Origin of the sequence: Chryseobacterium tagetis, assembly GCF_016735585.2 — a bacterium.
In the GTDB taxonomy this organism is placed as follows: domain Bacteria; phylum Bacteroidota; class Bacteroidia; order Flavobacteriales; family Weeksellaceae; genus Chryseobacterium; species Chryseobacterium tagetis.
The window spans coordinates 245665-261556 of the sequence record NZ_JAERSE020000005.1; the positions used below are offsets into that span (position 1 = coordinate 245665).

The window sequence follows — 15892 nt, forward strand, 5'->3', positions numbered from 1 at the left end:
TATATTGGCGGAGTCAAAATTTTAAATACTAAACCATGAGAAAAATTCGAATTTTAAACTTTTTCGCCATCTTACTCTTTTTATTGAGTTGTAGTGGAAACACAGAGGAATTACAATCTGAAAATGAAACTCTACTCTCAAAAAAAACTGCCGTTGCGGGTAAATCAAGTTTAGTTGATCTTCCTGTAGTGTATGCAGTAATTTATTCTGATTATACCTGTACTAACGGGAAAAGCTATAAGTATTATGCTACTGCTACTGATGTTGTCCCTTATGACCGACATGTGTATTCAATAGCAAAAAGAGGAGATGCTACAATAATTTTACCATTGCGTATTATTCCGGCAAATGAAAACGTCTCTACTTCGATCGGAGTATTTCTTAATGAAACGGTAAAGGTTGGCGATATATCGGTGCAGGCTCAGCAGGTTTTTAATAATACAATAAGTACGGATGTGTCAAGTGAGTTTGATAGACCATTTATAGATATGTATGTTGATAATTGCATCAGGACAACCATTTCTCCTCCGGGAAATCCTTGTAATACTGATTCTAATGATAATGGAATACCAGACTGTTTCGAATAATCTAATATACAAAATATAATAAATTATTAAAAACAGTGCAATCATCAAGTTGCGCTGTTTTTTTGTAACTTTGCAGACATTAATTTTTATACGAAAATTTTAATCAACAAATGAAAAAGCAGACAATTAAGGAAATCCTACAGGATTACAAGAAAGTATTACATCATGACATTACGGTTTACGGTTGGGTAAGAACGTTCCGTGCAAATCGCTTCATTGCGCTTAATGATGGTTCTACGATTAATAATTTGCAAATAGTTGTTGATTTCGAAAATTTTGACGAAGAAATTATTAGCAAAATCGGTACTGCGGCTTCTTTGAAAGTGGTAGGTGAAGTTGTAGAAAGTCAGGGAGCAGGGCAAGCTGTGGAAATTATCGCTAAAAAGATTATCATTTTAGGAGATAACTTTACTGAGGAAAGAGATAAAACGATTCTTCAGCCTAAAAAACACTCATTGGAAACATTGAGAGACCAGGCGCATTTAAGATTCAGAACAAATCTGTTCGGAGCTGTTTTCAGAGTACGTCATGCGGTGAGTTTTGCGGTGCATTCATTCTTTAACAAAAACCAGTTCTTTTATATCAACACTCCTGTAATTACGGGAGCTGATGCAGAAGGAGCGGGAGAAATGTTTGGAGTAACGAACTTTGATCTGAATAATATTCCAAGAGACGAACAGGGAGATATCGATTTCGCTCAGGATTTCTTCGGTAAGAAGACAAACTTAACGGTTTCAGGACAGCTTGAAGGAGAAACTGCAGCAATGGGATTGGGAAGAATTTATACGTTCGGACCTACTTTCCGTGCAGAAAACTCAAACACAACGCGTCACTTGGCAGAATTCTGGATGATTGAGCCGGAAGTTGCATTCAATAATTTGGAAGATAATATCGACCTTGCAGAAAATTTCCTGAAATATGTAATTCAATATGTATTGGATAACTGCAAAGATGATTTGGAGTTTCTGGACAAACGTTTTGAAGAAGAACAAAAAGGAAAGGCAGAAAAAGACAGAGCAAAAGAAGGATTGATCGAAAAACTTCAAAATGTAATTGCTAAACGTTTCAAACGTGTAAGCTATACGGAAGCGATTGAGATCTTAATGAACTCTAAAGAAAATAAAAAAGGAAAATTCGCATATCCAGTTGAAAGCTGGGGAACCGATCTTCAGTCTGAGCACGAAAGATATTTGGTTGAAAAACACTTCGAAAGCCCGGTAGTTTTGTTTGATTATCCGAAAGAAATCAAAGCGTTCTATATGAAACTGAACGACGATAATAAAACTGTTGCGGCAATGGACGTACTTTTCCCTGGAATCGGAGAAATTATCGGAGGTTCTGAAAGAGAAGCAAGACTGGATGTCCTAAAACAGAAAATGGCAGATATGCATGTAGATGAGCACGAACTTTGGTGGTATTTAGATACCAGAAAATTCGGTTCTGTACCGCACGCAGGATTTGGATTAGGATTGGAAAGATTAGTGCTTTTCGTGACGGGAATGACAAACATCAGAGATGTGATTCCTTTCCCAAGGACACCGAAAAACGCAGAATTTTAAAAATAAAAAAAGCCTTAAAGTAATTTTTAAGGCTTTTTTGTTTATTTAAATAGTTTATTATGAAAATTCATAATACAAAAATCGTGCTAAAAATTATTGTTCTACAAATAAATTTATTAAATTCGTAGAATATGTTATGTTAAAACACAAAGACAACTATGCTTAAACAACACTTACAACTCAAATTAGGGCAGAAGCTTGCGCCTCAGCAAATTCAGTTGATGAAGCTGATTCAGCTTCACACTTTGGAATTTGAAGAGGAATTAGAGAGAGAGTTAGAGGAAAACCCGGCGTTGGAAATAGCAAAAGAAGATTCTAAAGAAGATGAATATTCTTCTCTGGAGGATTCCTATGAGAATGAAGGCACAGAAAGTATCGAAACCGATTTTGATGTGAATGAGTATCTTTATGATGATGAGCCTAGCTATAAAACTGCATCCAGTAACTATTCTCCCGATGATGAAGATTTTGACAACGAAAGTCTTCTGACCGAAGGCCAATCTTTATATGATTATTTAATGGAACAGATTCATCTTGTAAATATTACAGATGAAGATGTGAAAATTGCAGAATATATCATTGGAAATCTGGATACAGATGGTTATTTAAGAAGAGAAATCAAGTCGATAGTAGATGATTTGGCTTTTTCTCAGGGGATTTATACTACAAAAGAAAAAGTAGAAGATATTCTTGAAAACTATATTCAGAAGCTTGATCCGTCCGGTGTGGGAGCAAGAAGCTTGCAGGAATGCCTTCTTTTGCAGATTGAAAAGAAAGTAAGCTCTGATAAAGCGGTTTCATTGGCTGCAAATATTTTGAGACATCAGTTTGATGCCCTTACCAATAAGCATTACAATAAGATTATTCAGAAATATGATATTGAAGAAGAAGATCTGAAAGATGCCTTGGATGAAATATCAAAGCTATCACCAAAAGTAGGAGGTAATTTTGATACTCAGACGATTACCATCAATCAGGAGATTATTCCCGATTTTGTCATTCAGGTAAAAGACGGTCAGGTAATTCCGATGTTGAACAGCAAAAATGCTCCAACATTAAGAGTTTCTGAGGAATACAAAGATATTTTATCAACCTATTCTCATGATAAAAATTCTGCGGAACACAAGCAGGCAGCTTTATTTATCAAACAAAAACTGGATGCTGCAAAATGGTATATTGATGCGATTAATCAGCGTCAGAACACCTTATTGCAAACTATTAATGCGATTGTAAAATTCCAGAAAGATTATTTCATTACGGGAGATGAGAAATCATTAAGACCCATGATTTTAAAGGATATTGCAGATATTACCGGTTTTGACATTTCCACCATTTCAAGGGTTGTTAAAAGTAAATATGCAGATACTCCAAACGGAATTTTATATCTTAAAGATTTATTTTCGGATAGTTTAACAAATGATGATGGTGAAGAAGTTTCTACTAAAGAAATTAAAACTCACCTTCAGGAAGTTATCAATAAAGAAAATAAAAGAAAACCACTGACGGACGATGCTTTGGTGGTAATTTTGAAAGAACAGGGTTATAATATCGCAAGAAGAACAATCGCAAAATATCGTGAACAGCTGAATATTCCTGTCGCGAGATTAAGAAAAGAACTTTAAAAAATAAAAAAAGCATTTCAATTTGAAATGCTTTTTTGTTTGCTGATTTATTCTTTTATATGTTCCAGACCAAGTTCTTTCATAGAGACTTCTCTCATCTCTACTTTTCTTATTTTTCCTGAGATGGTCATCGGGAATTCTTCTACAAATTTCCAGTATTTAGGAACTTTATAATGCGCGATTCTTCCTTTGCAATAGCTCAACAGTTCATCTTCTGTTACATTAAATCCTTTTCTCACCTTTATCCAGGCCATTACTTCTTCACCGAATTTTTCACTCGGAACTCCAATAATCTGTACATCTAAAATATTAGGATAGGTATATAAAAAGTCTTCAATTTCTTTTGGCGAAATATTTTCTCCCCCACGGATAATCAAATCTTTAATCCTTCCAGAAATCGTTATATAGCCTTCTTCGTCCATTACCGCCATATCTCCAGTGTGCATCCATCTTCCATCATCGATCACTTTTCTGGTGTTTTCGGGATCGTTCCAGTATTTTAACATGACAGAATATCCTCTTGTACATAATTCTCCATGTTCACCGCGCTTCAGAATTTTTCCGTTTTCATCGATTATTTTTATTTCTAAATGATTCTGAACGGTTCCCACAGTATTTACCTGTTTTTCAAAAGGAGTACCAATTAAAGTCTGAGTTGAAACGGGAGAGGTTTCTGTCATTCCGTAGCAGATGCTCATTTCTTTAATATTCATAAGATTTTCCACTTTTTTCATAATCTCAGGCGGACAAACAGAACCCGCCATTACGCCAGTTCTTAAGCTTGAAAAATCAAAAGTATCAAAATCTTTTACAGCCAATTCTGCGATAAACATAGTTGGAACTCCATATAAAGAAGTGCATTTTTCATCCGAAACCACTTTTAAGGTAATATCGGGATCGAAACTGTCGTTAGGAATTACCATGCAGGCTCCGTGAGAAGTACAACACATATTTCCGATCACCATTCCAAAACAATGGTAAAAAGGAACCGGAATGCAAACTCTGTCTTTTTCTGTGTATTTTAAACGTATTCCTATAAAATACCCGTTATTTAGGATATTATGGTGAGAAAGCGTTACACCTTTAGGAAATCCGGTTGTTCCGGAAGTGTATTGAATGTTTACAGGATCATCAAATTGAACATGTTCTTCATAACTGTGCAAAACATCGTCAGAAATTTCCTGTCCATTATTCAGAAAATCTTCCCAATTGTCATCAAAGAAAATTTCTGATTTTAAAGTGGGACAGAATTCTCTTGCATCGGTGATCATTGCTTTATAATCGCTTGATTTAAAAACTAAAGAAGAGAAAATGTGTGACATTTCAGACTGATTGATCACAAAGATGAGCTCGCTGGTTCTGTAAGCCGGGTTTATATTGACCAGAACAGCACCGATTCTAGCTGTAGCATACTGCAAAAGAACCCATTCGTAACGGTTGGTAGACCAGATCCCGATTCTGTCACCGGCTTTTGCTCCAAGAAATATAAGTGCTTTGGCAACAGCAGTGGTTTGATTATAAAATTCCTGATAAGTGGCCCGGTAATTTTGGTGCACACAGATCAGGGCGTCTTGGTTTGGAAATTTTTCTACAGTATTTTTTAGATTGGCTCCGATAGTTTGTCCCAACAATGGAATATCAGAAGCTCCATGAACATAAGATAAAGGCATAGATTAAGATTTGATAAAATAAAATTAACAATTATATCTTTATCTTGAACAGGCAAGGGAATTAAATTTCCTGAGAATCTATTTCTTTCAGTTGTTTTAAGTTTCTGTCCAGCTTTCTGATGATGATTCCATACACAAGTTTGTAATACAACCAGATAAGCAATACACATAATACAGTACTGACTATAATGATGGCAATCACGATCATAAGGTCTGAGCCTTTAGGTTCTATGTTTTGGGAATTCAGTGCATAAAAAATAAATGCTGTGAATGTGATGATAAAGACCAGTAATATAGCAATACTTATTAAAATAAAAGCATTTACTGTTTTCTTAAATTTAATAATACGGGTAATGAGACCTTTTAGATTTTCTTCGATTTTTATCTTATGATAGTTTTGATAGAATTTATAAACAAAATAGGCTGTAACGAGTAAACTCAAAATCTTTATGGCAAAATAGATCGTATCAAAATTGGAAATAATTTCCGGCGTTTTTTGTGCTCCCAGTCTCTCCAGCAGTTTTAAGAAACTATTGGATTCATCACCTTTTATGATGTAAAATAAACCGATACCGGAAAAAAACAAGAGCTCTACAACGCTGATCCAAAAAATATACTTAACGTAATTACGTGACTTTTTATTCAGCATCTGAAGAATTTCAGTGTTGTCGTATTTTTCTTGAACAGGCTGCTCTTGCCATGTTTTCTTAAAGCTGTCTAAATCAAATTCAGGCATATTTTTCCATCTTTTCTTTAAGGGTTTTCTTTAATCTGTTCATTTTCACACGCGCATTAACTTCGGTGATTCCGAGGTTTTCTGCAATATCCTTATAAGGCAAATCATCCAGATACATCATCACGATGGCTCTCTCTATATTCGGAAGGGTTTTAATCACAGTGTATAAAAGAGAAATCTGCTGCTGTTTTTCATCGTCATCCTCTACAAAATCTTTGTGATTAATATCCAGTTCGTTTGTAAGTGGGCTTTTGCTTTTTTTTCTGAAAAGCGTAATAGCGGTATTTAAGGCTACACGGTACATCCAGGTAGAAATTTTAGAATTTCCTTTAAAGGAGCCGTAGCTTCTCCAAAGCTGTAAGACTATTTCCTGGAAAAGATCTTCCTCATCTTCAAGAGAATTGGTATAAAGACGCGAAACTTTGATAATCAAACCTTGATTATCTTTAATAAGCTGTGCAAATTCTTTTTCTTTTGAACCCAATGAGGATGTGTAGTTTAGTTGCACGAATATATGATATAATTTGAGAATTTGAAAATTAAGTAATTTGAAAATGAATGAATACACTTAAACAAGTATAATAAATCTTCTTATGAATTGAAAATTTTCAAATTATCACATTGCCAAATTTTCAAATTATCTATCTTTGCAGCCACGAGAAAATCGGCTTGTTGATTCTTGCTTAGGTAAGGGTAGGAAAGTCCGGACACCATAGAGCATCAAAGCGGATAACATCCGTCACCCGCGAGGGTAGGACAAGTGCAACAGAAAGTATGTACAGTTCGGCTGTAGTGAAACCAGGTAAACTCTTTGTGGTGCAATGATAAGTATATCGGTTCTTTTCAGTAATGAAAATAGGGGTTGCTCGCTCTGAAAGCCGAGGGGTAATCAGCTCAAGTTTTGCAGTAATGCACGACGTAGATAAATAACAGGCGCTTCTTTTTGAAGAACAAAATCCGGCTTATAGATTTTCTCGTGATTTTGGTTAAAGCTCAGTATTCAAAATATAAAGATTTTGAATTTCATAAAAATAGAAAAGCGGAGAAACTATCTCCGCTTTTTCTATTATCTATGGTCTTTAATTATCCTATAAATAAGTAAATAATAGAACCTACATATACCCATTCTACAGGAATCCCCGTATTGGCTCCAAGTTGATTTGTAGTTACAACAAAACTTGCATTGGCAGCAATTGCTGGATTTCCAATCTCAAAACTGTCAACGGCATCTCCTGTTGCAGGATCAACTAAGTTAAAAAGAAACCCTGCCCATTCATTCAAGGTGGTCATTGAGCTTACTGCCGGAGAGTTATAAGCCTGAGGTCCGTTGTATGCAGGATTAGGGTGATTGATGACATTTCAGCCGGGAATGGGAAAAGATACGGAAGGATCTCCCGTTGTATCAAAATTACCATAATCTGCAGTTTGACCGGAAGGAACAGTGTAGGAGGTATAGGGAAGATTAGGGAATGCATACATCAATGGTCCGCCCGGAGTCGTACGGCTTGCTGTGATGAGCCTTCCAACAGCATCAAGCCCAGTATTATTAACGATGACTAAAGTGTGACTTTGAGAAAATGCGAAAATGCCTAAAAATAAGAATATAAATAGTGTTAATTTTTTCATGGTAAATACATTTGTTTGGATTAAATAATAGATGAATTAATTTTCAAGTTTCAGACTTCTGTTGATTTCCTTATTCTTTTCAAAATAAATCTTATTGGCCCAAACAATTATTTTTGTTTTATCACCTCCGGTTTGGCGCATCATTTCTTTTTCTGAAATACCGGTTGAAAGAATTAAATCCTTTGAAGCCGGTACTAAAAGCTCTTTTCTTGAATCACTTAGTTCTAAAGAATTTGGGTTTCTTTCTGTTGGTGTAGGTCTGTTTTTAGGTTGATTTACACTTCTTAGAGCTTTGTTGAAGTTTGCCATTTCTGGACCTTTCATACTTTCTACATTGTCAATTGCTGCTCTTTCATTACTGCAAGATGTTAAGCCTAATATTATAAAGGCTGATAACAATAAATGTTTTTTCATGTTTAAAGTTTAATGATTTTGTTTTATAAATATAAATAAAAAAAATACACCGCAAAGAAATTATTCACTTTTTGGTGTATTTTGTTATTCGAAAAAAATTGTATAGCTCTTGGAGAGTATTTAATGATTATTCACTTTCCAATTGTTTTTTTGCATCTTTCAGTTCCTTCTTGTCTTCTTCCGAAAGCTGAGGATATTTTAAATTCATTTTTTCCATAGTATCAATAATAATCTGAATAGCAGCGACTCTCGCAAACCACTTATCATCTGCAGGCAAAACATACCATGGGGCATAATCTTTTGAAGTTTCGTTGATGGCCTCTTCATAAGAATTCATATATTGATCAAATAAAGCCCGCTCCGGAAGATCTGCTGTAGAAAACTTCCAATTTTTTTCCTGTTCATTGATTCTATCAAGAAACCTTTTCTTTTGTTCACCCTTAGAAACATTTAAAAATATTTTTATTATCGTAGTCCCGTTTTGAGAAAGATGCTTTTCAAAATTTCGTATGCTTTCGTAACGGTTTTCCCAGAATTTTTTATCAAAATCTTTTACAGACTTCCATGTTTTTTCACTTAAATTATATTCAGGATGTACTTTGCATACCAAAACGCTTTCATAGTGGGAACGGTTGAAGATGCCAATCATCCCTTTCTGAGGTAATGCCAAATAATGTCTCCATAAAAAATCGTGGGAATATTCTTTTGAACTCGGAGTTTTAAAACTTGTTACATTACAGCCTTGCGGATTCACCCCTCCGAAAACGTGCTCTACTAAGCTGTCTTTTCCCGCGGCATCCATTGCCTGAAGCACAACAAGAAGAGATTGGCTTCCGTCAGAATACAGTTTTTCCTGTAGCTCACGAAGCTTTTCTTTTTCCTTAATAAGAAGCGCTTCTCCTTCTTCTTTACTAAGCTTTCCTTTATATTGGGTCGAAGCTTTTTTCATAGAAAAACTTCCTTTAATGAGAAAATCGTCTGAAAAATTGGTATCCATATATTTTGTGAATTAAATTTTTTAAAAACTAAACTTAGTATAAATGTAACAAAAAAACCGCCTCAATAGAGACGGTTTTATTTTTTTGAGTAGAGATTTATTTTGCAGCTGCAACTTTTTTAGCTTCTTTCGCAGCTATCTTAGCCGCTTTTTTCTCAGCTTTTGCTTTTGCTTTTAGCTCTTCAGGAGTCAATGGTTTTGGCTCAGGAGCATTAGCATCTACGTTCCCTTTAATATAGATTACACTTCTGCTGTTTACCGGGTCATTGGAAAATACCTCAATCATTTTGTTGAAAGCACCTGGATTAGCAGTGTTGTATCCAACTTTAATTTTTGCAGATTTCCCAGGAAGAATAGGGTCTGTGCTGAATTCAGGAGTCGTACATCCGCAAGATGGCTTTACATTTGAAATGATCAAAGGCTTGTCTCCCGTATTCGTTACATTAAAAAATCTTGTTCCGTCTGCTCCAGGCTTAATAGCACCATAGTCAAAAGTGGTAGTGTCGAAAGTGATGCTTTGTGCAGATGCAACAGCAAATGTCCCGAATAATGCAATTCCTGCAATTAATTTTTTCATATTCTTGAATGTTAATACGTTTGTTAGATAAATTTTAAGAAACAAAGTTAAAAATTATTTTAATTCATACTTAAAATTTTTTTTCTTTAGACTATTTTTGCAAATTGTAAATTAAAGTAATAGAATTTATGCAGATTTCAGAAAAGTACAATCCACAGGAAACAGAACAAAAGTGGTACAATTACTGGTTGGAAAACAAATACTTCCATTCAGAGCCGAATGATAAGCCGCCTTACACTGTTGTAATTCCTCCGCCAAACGTTACGGGGATCTTACACATGGGGCATATGCTGAATAATACCATTCAAGATGTTCTGGTCCGTCGTGCAAGAATGCAGGGCTTCAATGCTTGTTGGATTCCGGGAACAGATCACGCTTCAATTGCTACTGAAGCTAAAGTTGTTGCTAAACTGAAATCAGAAGGGGTCAGCAAATCTGATATTACCCGTGAAGAATTCTTGAAACATGCTTGGGATTGGACGGATAAATACGGAGGAACAATCCTTGAGCAATTGAAAAAACTGGGTTGCTCTTGCGACTGGGACAGAACCCGCTTCACGATGGAACCAAAACTTTCTCAGCAGGTTATTAAATCTTTTGTTGATCTATACAATAAAGGATTGATCTACCGTGGGTACAGAATGGTAAACTGGGATCCGGAAGCGAAAACCAATATTTCTGATGAAGAGGTAATCTTTAAAGAACAAAACGGAAAACTATATTTCCTGAAATATAAAATTGAAGGTTCGGAAGAATTCCTTTCGGTGGCTACAACGCGTCCTGAAACGATTTTCGGGGATACCGCAGTTTGTATTAATCCTAATGATGAACGATATGCTCATTTAAAAGGTAAAAAAGTAATTGTACCGATCGTTGACAGAGTGATTCCAATCATTGAAGATGAATATGTTGATATTGAATTCGGTACAGGTGCGTTGAAAATTACGCCTGCTCACGATATCAATGATTACGAAATCGGGCAAAAACACAATCTTCAGATGATTGATGCTTTGGATGATGATGGTAATCTTAACGATTACGGTTTGCATTATGCCGGAAAAAACAGATTTGATGTAAGAAAACAGATTGCGAAAGAACTGGAAGAAAAAGATCTTTTGTTGAAAGCAGAAGATTATGTAAATAAAGTTGGAACGTCTGAAAGAACAGGTGCGGTTATCGAGCCTAAAGTTTCTGTTCAGTGGTTTTTAAAAATGTCTGAAATTGCAAAACCTGCTTTGGATGTTGTAATGGATGATGAGGTTAAATTTTATCCTGAAAAGTTTAAAAATACCTACAAACACTGGATGGAAAACATCCGTGACTGGAATATTTCCCGTCAGCTTTGGTGGGGACAGCAAATTCCTGCCTATTATTATGGTGACGGAGAAAATGATTTCGTAGTTGCAGAAGATAAATATCAAGCGCTTGTTGTCTTAGAAGAACAAAAAGGAATTATAGCTAATCTTGATGATTTAAGACAAGACGAAGACGCTCTTGATACCTGGTTCTCCTCTTGGTTGTGGCCAATGTCTGTTTTTGACGGATTGCTTGATCCTGAAAATAAAGAAATTAATTATTATTATCCAACTTCAGACTTGGTAACAGGTCCGGATATTATCTTCTTCTGGGTGGCAAGAATGATCATGGCAGGATTGGAATACAGAAAAGAAGTTCCTTTCAAAAATGTTTATTTCACAGGAATTGTAAGAGATAAAATTGGCAGAAAAATGTCGAAATCTCTTGGGAATTCTCCTGATCCGCTAGATTTGATGGAACGTTATGGGGCAGATGCTGTAAGAGTTGGAATTATGATGAGTGCAGCTGCCGGAAATGATTTGAAATTTGATTCTGAGCAGATTGATGAAGATGGAAATCTATTGACCGAAAAGCAGATAAAACAAAGAATGGAGGAAGGGAAAGATCCTATTTATACTTCGCCTCTTTGTGATTTGGGAAGAAATTTTGGAACAAAAATCTGGAATGCTTTTAGATTGATCAATATGTGGAATCATGAAGATAAACCGGCTAATTCTACAGAAATTCAAACAATTGAATGGTTTGAAAATCAATTGAACAAATCAATTTCTGAGATTAACAATCAATTTGATAAATTTAGAATTTCTGATGCATTAAATTTAATTCAAAAATTAATTAAAGACGATTTCTGTGGATGGTATTTAGAAGCTATTAAACCGAATTATGGCGAAGGAATTTCTAAAGAAGTTTACAATAAAACAATTGAATTATTTGAGCAACTAATGAAATTGTTGCATCCTTTTATGCCTTTTTTAACAGAAGAATTATGGCAAACAATTTCGGAAAGAAATACTGAAAATGCTTTAGTTATTGCTCAACAGAAAAAAGCAGAAGCATTTAATGAAGATACTATTAAAAACTTCGAAACGGCATCAGAAGTGATTTCCGGAATTAGAAATTACCGTCAGACAAAAGGAATTTCTCCAAGGGAAGCTGCTGAAATCTATACCAATGCTTCAGAATTCGCGAACGAATCTGTGATTAAAAAATTAGCAAACGTTTCTGAGATTCATTTTGGTACGAAAACAGATAAGCCAAGTTTTACATTCCTTGTCGGAGCAACGGAAATTTCAATTCCTTTAAGTGAAAACTTGGATTTGGAAGAAGAAAAAACTAAGACAGAAGAAGAATTGAAATATTTAAAAGGATTCTTAATTTCTGTTGATAAAAAACTTTCAAATGAAAAGTTTGTTGCCAATGCAAAACCAGAAGTGGTAGAAGTTGAGCGCAAAAAACAAAAAGACGCTCTTGATAAAATTGCAATTTTGGAAGAAAAGCTGAAAAGTTTATAATTTAAAGGTTTAGGTTAAGGTTGAGTCTCAAGCTTAGTCTAAACCTTAATCTTAGCCTAAAAAATTAAAATGACACATTTAGAAAATATACAAAAATTATTCTCTAAAAACTTCGTAGAAAGTCCATTACTGGAAAGTTTTGAAGTGGGGAAAATCTATCTTTCAAGCGGAAAGCTGGTTGCTTGTGATCCTTTGATTACAAATGATATGCAGCCTTTTGCAACAGAATTTCCGAAAGGGGATTTTTCGGTCTTATTACACAAAGAAAGAGAAAGCAATTGTGTTGCCTATGCTGAAATTATTTTCAGTGATTCAGAAGTTTCTGAATGGAAAATGGCGACAACAACCGGACAAAAGGTAAAGGATTTAGCCGATGGAGAAGTTTTTGGATATCCTGTAGAAAGCGGAATGGGCTGTTTTATGGATGTTGATACACAGAATAGTCTTAACGAACTTGAACAGAGCTTATACAAAAGCAAAGGCGCTGATTTTATGGGGATCTATGAAGAGTTTTTCCATGAGCATTTCTTTGATGAAAACGGAGCCATCGATCAGTATGCGTTTTTAAAACCTTCAGAAGAACATCCGGGAACTATTTTTGGTTTTGAAACAGGGTACGGAGAAGGATTTTATGCAAGCTACATAGCATACAGTAAAAACGGAGAACCTGTGAAAATTGTTACCGAGTTTATAGAAGTGCTTGTGAGCTAATAAGTTTAAACAACTATTTGCCGCATACTGAAATAAAGTTTTCAGATAAAATATTTTAAAATAAAAAGTCCATTTTTGAAGTGGACTTTTTATTGTTTTATGGAAAAAATTATTCTTAAAACTGAAGACGGTGTAGATCTGGCTGTTCATGTTTTTATTCCTGAAGAAAGTAATCATAAAGTTTTATTGATTAATTCTGCAACTGGAGTAAAACAGCAGATCTATTTTTCATTTGCCCATTTTTTTGCTGAGAAGGGATTTACTGTGATTACGTACGACTATGCCGGAATTGGTCTTTCAAAGCCTTTAAAAATGAAAAAATTCAATGCTTCTATGAGAACTTGGGGAGCAAAGGATTTTAAAACACTTACCAATTATTTACAGCAGAATTTTTCGACCTACAAAAAATATTGTTTAGGACATTCTGTTGGTGCTCTGATTTTGGGAATGAATCAGGATGCGGAAATATTTGATGAGTTTGTTTTTGTGGGTACTCAGAATGCTTTTGTAGGGAATTTAAAATGGAGAACAAAGATAGAAGCATATTTTGGATTTGGAGTGGCACAACCTCTCTTTACGGAGCTTTTGGGATATTTCCCGGCAAATTGGTTTGGTTTGGGAGAAAGTCTTCCAAAAAATTGCGCTTATGACTGGAGAACCTTAATTTTGAACAGGAAATCTACCAACCGATTGTTGGATAAAATAGAGGACTATTCTAAAAAATTAACTCAAAAAGTATTTGTAATCCGCGCAGAAGATGATGTATGGCTCACCGAAAAAGGAGTAAGGAGTTTGTTGGAAGACACTTATCCGAATCTTAGGCCAACGTATAGAATTGTAAAAACCTCTGAGTCGGAAAAGGGAGAAATAGGGCACGTTAATTTTTTCAGAAGTTATAATAAGAAACTTTGGGAAATTATTTTAAAAGAATTGGTAAATGAATAATTTGATTGACAACACGATACAGTTTGTAAAAGAAAAATTGGAAGGAGCAGAAGCGGGACATGATTGGTTTCATATCGAAAGAGTCTGGAAGCTTTCAAAGAAAATTGCTGAAAAGGAAGAATGTAATGTTGAAGTAGTTGAGCTTTCGGCGTTATTGCATGATATTGCAGATCCTAAATTCCATAACGGAGACGAAACATTGGCTTTAAAAATTTCCCGTGAATTTTTAGAAAGTCAGAATGCTTCTGAAGATGTTATTGAGCAGGTTTTATTCGTGATCAAAAATATTTCATTTAAGAATAGAGGGGAAGCACCGAAAAATTTACCGATTGAACTTAAAATAGTGCAGGATGCCGACAGAATTGATGCAATTGGAGCAATAGGAATAGGAAGGACTTTCAATTTCGGTGGTTTTAAAAACAACCCGATGTATGATCCGAATATTAAGCCTAGCCTGAACATGTCTAAAGAAGAATATAAAAAGTCAAACGGAACAACAATCAATCATTTTTATGAAAAGCTTCTCTTGCTGAAAGACCTGATGAATACGTCTGAAGGGAAGGAAATAGCAGAGGAAAGACATGATTTTATGCTGAAATTTCTTGATCAGTTTTATAAAGAATGGAATGTTGATTAGAAAATTTCTTAATTGACTATCTTTGTAATATGGGGTATCTTCTTTTTATCATATTAATTACCTTAATCATCTCGTTGTTTTTATCAAAGGTGAAGTCGGGTTGGGCAAAGATTTTCAGGGCTGTAATATTAGTTTTTTCCATTTCTCTCTTTACGTATTGGTTTATCAAAAAAAGTTCGATTGGGATTGTACAGAATGCGGTTGCTTTACAGGTAATCAATAAGCTTCCCCAACCGTTAGACTTTTATGTTGTGAATGTAGAAAGCGGTAAAAATGATGCTTTTGAAGTTATGCATTTAGGTAAAATTCGCCCCGAATATTACAGGGTTGAATATCTGAAAATGAAAAACTCTAATGAATATTGGATTATAGGGTATCTGGGAAAGAAGAATGCTGTGTATTTTTCTCAGCACTCCGTTCCTAATAAAAATATCGATCAGATGATCGAGGTGCAGAATTACATCAATCAAAGTGTAAAACTGTCGGGTATCGCCAAAAAAGAAATAGAAGTTTACAATCAGGAAAATACTACACTGGGAGTTCTCATTACATTGAATCTCCTGCTTCTCTTTTTGAATCTCTCTCTGTTTTTAAGAAAAAAATAAATTAGATTATCCAATTAAGGATAATCTAATATTTGCATTACGATTTCTTTTACATCTTCCGGACAGTTTCTGATGATTCTGTCTTTATTATGTTTGTTAATTTGGTTGGGTGACAACCATTCAATTAACGGATTGTGATCATTGTGGTTTTCTACTTTTTTTATAGTATTGTCATTGTAGAATGTATACTGTTCCGCCTGATCTCCTGTGAGGGTGATGGTACAAATTTCTTTTTCCATGATTCTAGTTTTTTAATTACTCTACCATAGTGTGATTTAAGCTGTCACAATATAGTGAATTTTATAGATACCTGAAGTATGTTTCGAAATGTTGGTTTTTTTGTGTTTTTTATTATTGATTATTTGATTTTTTCTATTA

17 protein-coding genes and 1 other RNA gene are annotated in these 15892 nt (G+C 34.8%); 9 read left to right on the forward strand and 9 right to left on the reverse strand.

Annotated elements, in window-relative coordinates; all coding sequences use genetic code 11:
• The first annotated feature begins 35 nt into the window (after positions 1-35).
• The 3 genes from JI747_RS17955 (at position 36) to rpoN (ending at position 3768) form a co-directional block, all read left to right on the forward strand.
• Positions 36-587 (forward strand): hypothetical protein, encoded by a 552-nt coding sequence (locus JI747_RS17955; protein ID WP_225690245.1) that lies wholly within the window; start codon positions 36-38, stop codon positions 585-587.
• A 110-nt stretch (positions 588-697) separates the two neighbouring features.
• Positions 698-2146: an asparagine--tRNA ligase gene (asnS, locus tag JI747_RS17960; RefSeq protein ID WP_225690246.1), complete on the forward strand. Its 1449-nt coding sequence runs from the start codon at positions 698-700 to the stop codon at positions 2144-2146.
• Positions 2147-2304: 158 nt separating this feature from the next.
• Entirely contained in the window at positions 2305-3768 is a 1464-nt protein-coding gene (gene rpoN, locus JI747_RS17965; protein ID WP_225690247.1) for an RNA polymerase factor sigma-54, read from the forward strand.
• A gap of 47 nt (positions 3769-3815) precedes the next feature.
• Here rpoN and JI747_RS17970 read toward each other — a convergent pair whose 3' ends face one another.
• From JI747_RS17970 to JI747_RS17980, 3 genes are all read right to left on the reverse strand, one after another.
• The gene (locus tag JI747_RS17970) at positions 3816-5438 is read right to left on the reverse strand and encodes an AMP-binding protein (protein ID WP_225690248.1); all 1623 of its coding nucleotides are present in this window, start codon (positions 5436-5438) and stop codon (positions 3816-3818) included.
• Positions 5439-5499: 61 nt separating this feature from the next.
• A complete protein-coding gene (locus JI747_RS17975) occupies positions 5500-6174 on the reverse strand; it encodes a beta-carotene 15,15'-monooxygenase (protein ID WP_225690249.1) in 675 nt (224 codons plus the stop codon).
• Positions 6167-6658: an RNA polymerase sigma factor gene (locus tag JI747_RS17980; protein WP_047437120.1), complete on the reverse strand. Its 492-nt coding sequence runs from the start codon at positions 6656-6658 to the stop codon at positions 6167-6169. The genes JI747_RS17975 and JI747_RS17980 overlap by 8 nt, the downstream gene beginning before the upstream one ends.
• A gap of 172 nt (positions 6659-6830) precedes the next feature.
• Here JI747_RS17980 and rnpB point away from each other — a divergent pair.
• Positions 6831-7155: RNase P RNA component class A (rnpB, locus tag JI747_RS17985), an RNA gene on the forward strand.
• 102 nt (positions 7156-7257) lie between these two features.
• On the opposite strand, the gene JI747_RS17990 is transcribed toward rnpB, so the two are convergent.
• From JI747_RS17990 to JI747_RS18010, 5 genes are all read right to left on the reverse strand, one after another.
• A complete protein-coding gene (locus JI747_RS17990) occupies positions 7258-7464 on the reverse strand; it encodes a hypothetical protein (RefSeq protein ID WP_225690250.1) in 207 nt (68 codons plus the stop codon).
• Positions 7465-7533: 69 nt separating this feature from the next.
• Positions 7534-7800, reverse strand: a complete 267-nt coding sequence (locus tag JI747_RS17995; RefSeq protein ID WP_225690251.1) for a hypothetical protein — start codon at positions 7798-7800, stop codon at positions 7534-7536.
• Between the two features lie 36 nt (positions 7801-7836).
• On the reverse strand, positions 7837-8214 hold the full coding sequence (locus tag JI747_RS18000; RefSeq protein WP_225690252.1) for a hypothetical protein: 378 nt from the start codon (positions 8212-8214) through the stop codon (positions 7837-7839).
• 127 nt (positions 8215-8341) lie between these two features.
• Complete coding sequence (locus JI747_RS18005) at positions 8342-9211, reverse strand: polyphosphate kinase 2 family protein (RefSeq protein ID WP_225690253.1); 870 nt, start codon at positions 9209-9211, stop codon at positions 8342-8344.
• 97 nt (positions 9212-9308) lie between these two features.
• Complete coding sequence (locus JI747_RS18010) at positions 9309-9788, reverse strand: DUF1573 domain-containing protein (RefSeq protein WP_039366683.1); 480 nt, start codon at positions 9786-9788, stop codon at positions 9309-9311.
• A 128-nt stretch (positions 9789-9916) separates the two neighbouring features.
• Here JI747_RS18010 and JI747_RS18015 point away from each other — a divergent pair, with 128 nt between their 5' ends.
• The 5 genes from JI747_RS18015 to JI747_RS18035 all read left to right on the forward strand — a co-directional run bounded on the left by JI747_RS18015 (position 9917) and on the right by JI747_RS18035 (position 15514).
• Positions 9917-12616, forward strand: coding sequence for a valine--tRNA ligase (locus tag JI747_RS18015; protein WP_225690254.1), 2700 nt, complete (start codon positions 9917-9919; stop codon positions 12614-12616).
• Between the two features lie 69 nt (positions 12617-12685).
• Positions 12686-13327, forward strand: a complete 642-nt coding sequence (locus tag JI747_RS18020; RefSeq protein WP_225690255.1) for a DUF4241 domain-containing protein — start codon at positions 12686-12688, stop codon at positions 13325-13327.
• Between the two features lie 99 nt (positions 13328-13426).
• Positions 13427-14272, forward strand: a complete 846-nt coding sequence (locus tag JI747_RS18025) for an alpha/beta hydrolase family protein (RefSeq protein WP_225690256.1) — start codon at positions 13427-13429, stop codon at positions 14270-14272.
• On the forward strand, positions 14265-14909 hold the full coding sequence (locus JI747_RS18030) for an HD domain-containing protein (RefSeq protein WP_225690257.1): 645 nt from the start codon (positions 14265-14267) through the stop codon (positions 14907-14909). The genes JI747_RS18025 and JI747_RS18030 overlap by 8 nt, the downstream gene beginning before the upstream one ends.
• 29 nt (positions 14910-14938) lie before the next feature.
• The gene (locus JI747_RS18035; protein ID WP_225690258.1) at positions 14939-15514 is read left to right on the forward strand and encodes a hypothetical protein; all 576 of its coding nucleotides are present in this window, start codon (positions 14939-14941) and stop codon (positions 15512-15514) included.
• Between the two features lie 14 nt (positions 15515-15528).
• Here JI747_RS18035 and JI747_RS18040 read toward each other — a convergent pair whose 3' ends face one another.
• Positions 15529-15753, reverse strand: coding sequence for a hypothetical protein (locus JI747_RS18040; protein WP_225690259.1), 225 nt, complete (start codon positions 15751-15753; stop codon positions 15529-15531).
• Positions 15754-15892 lie beyond the last annotated feature (139 nt).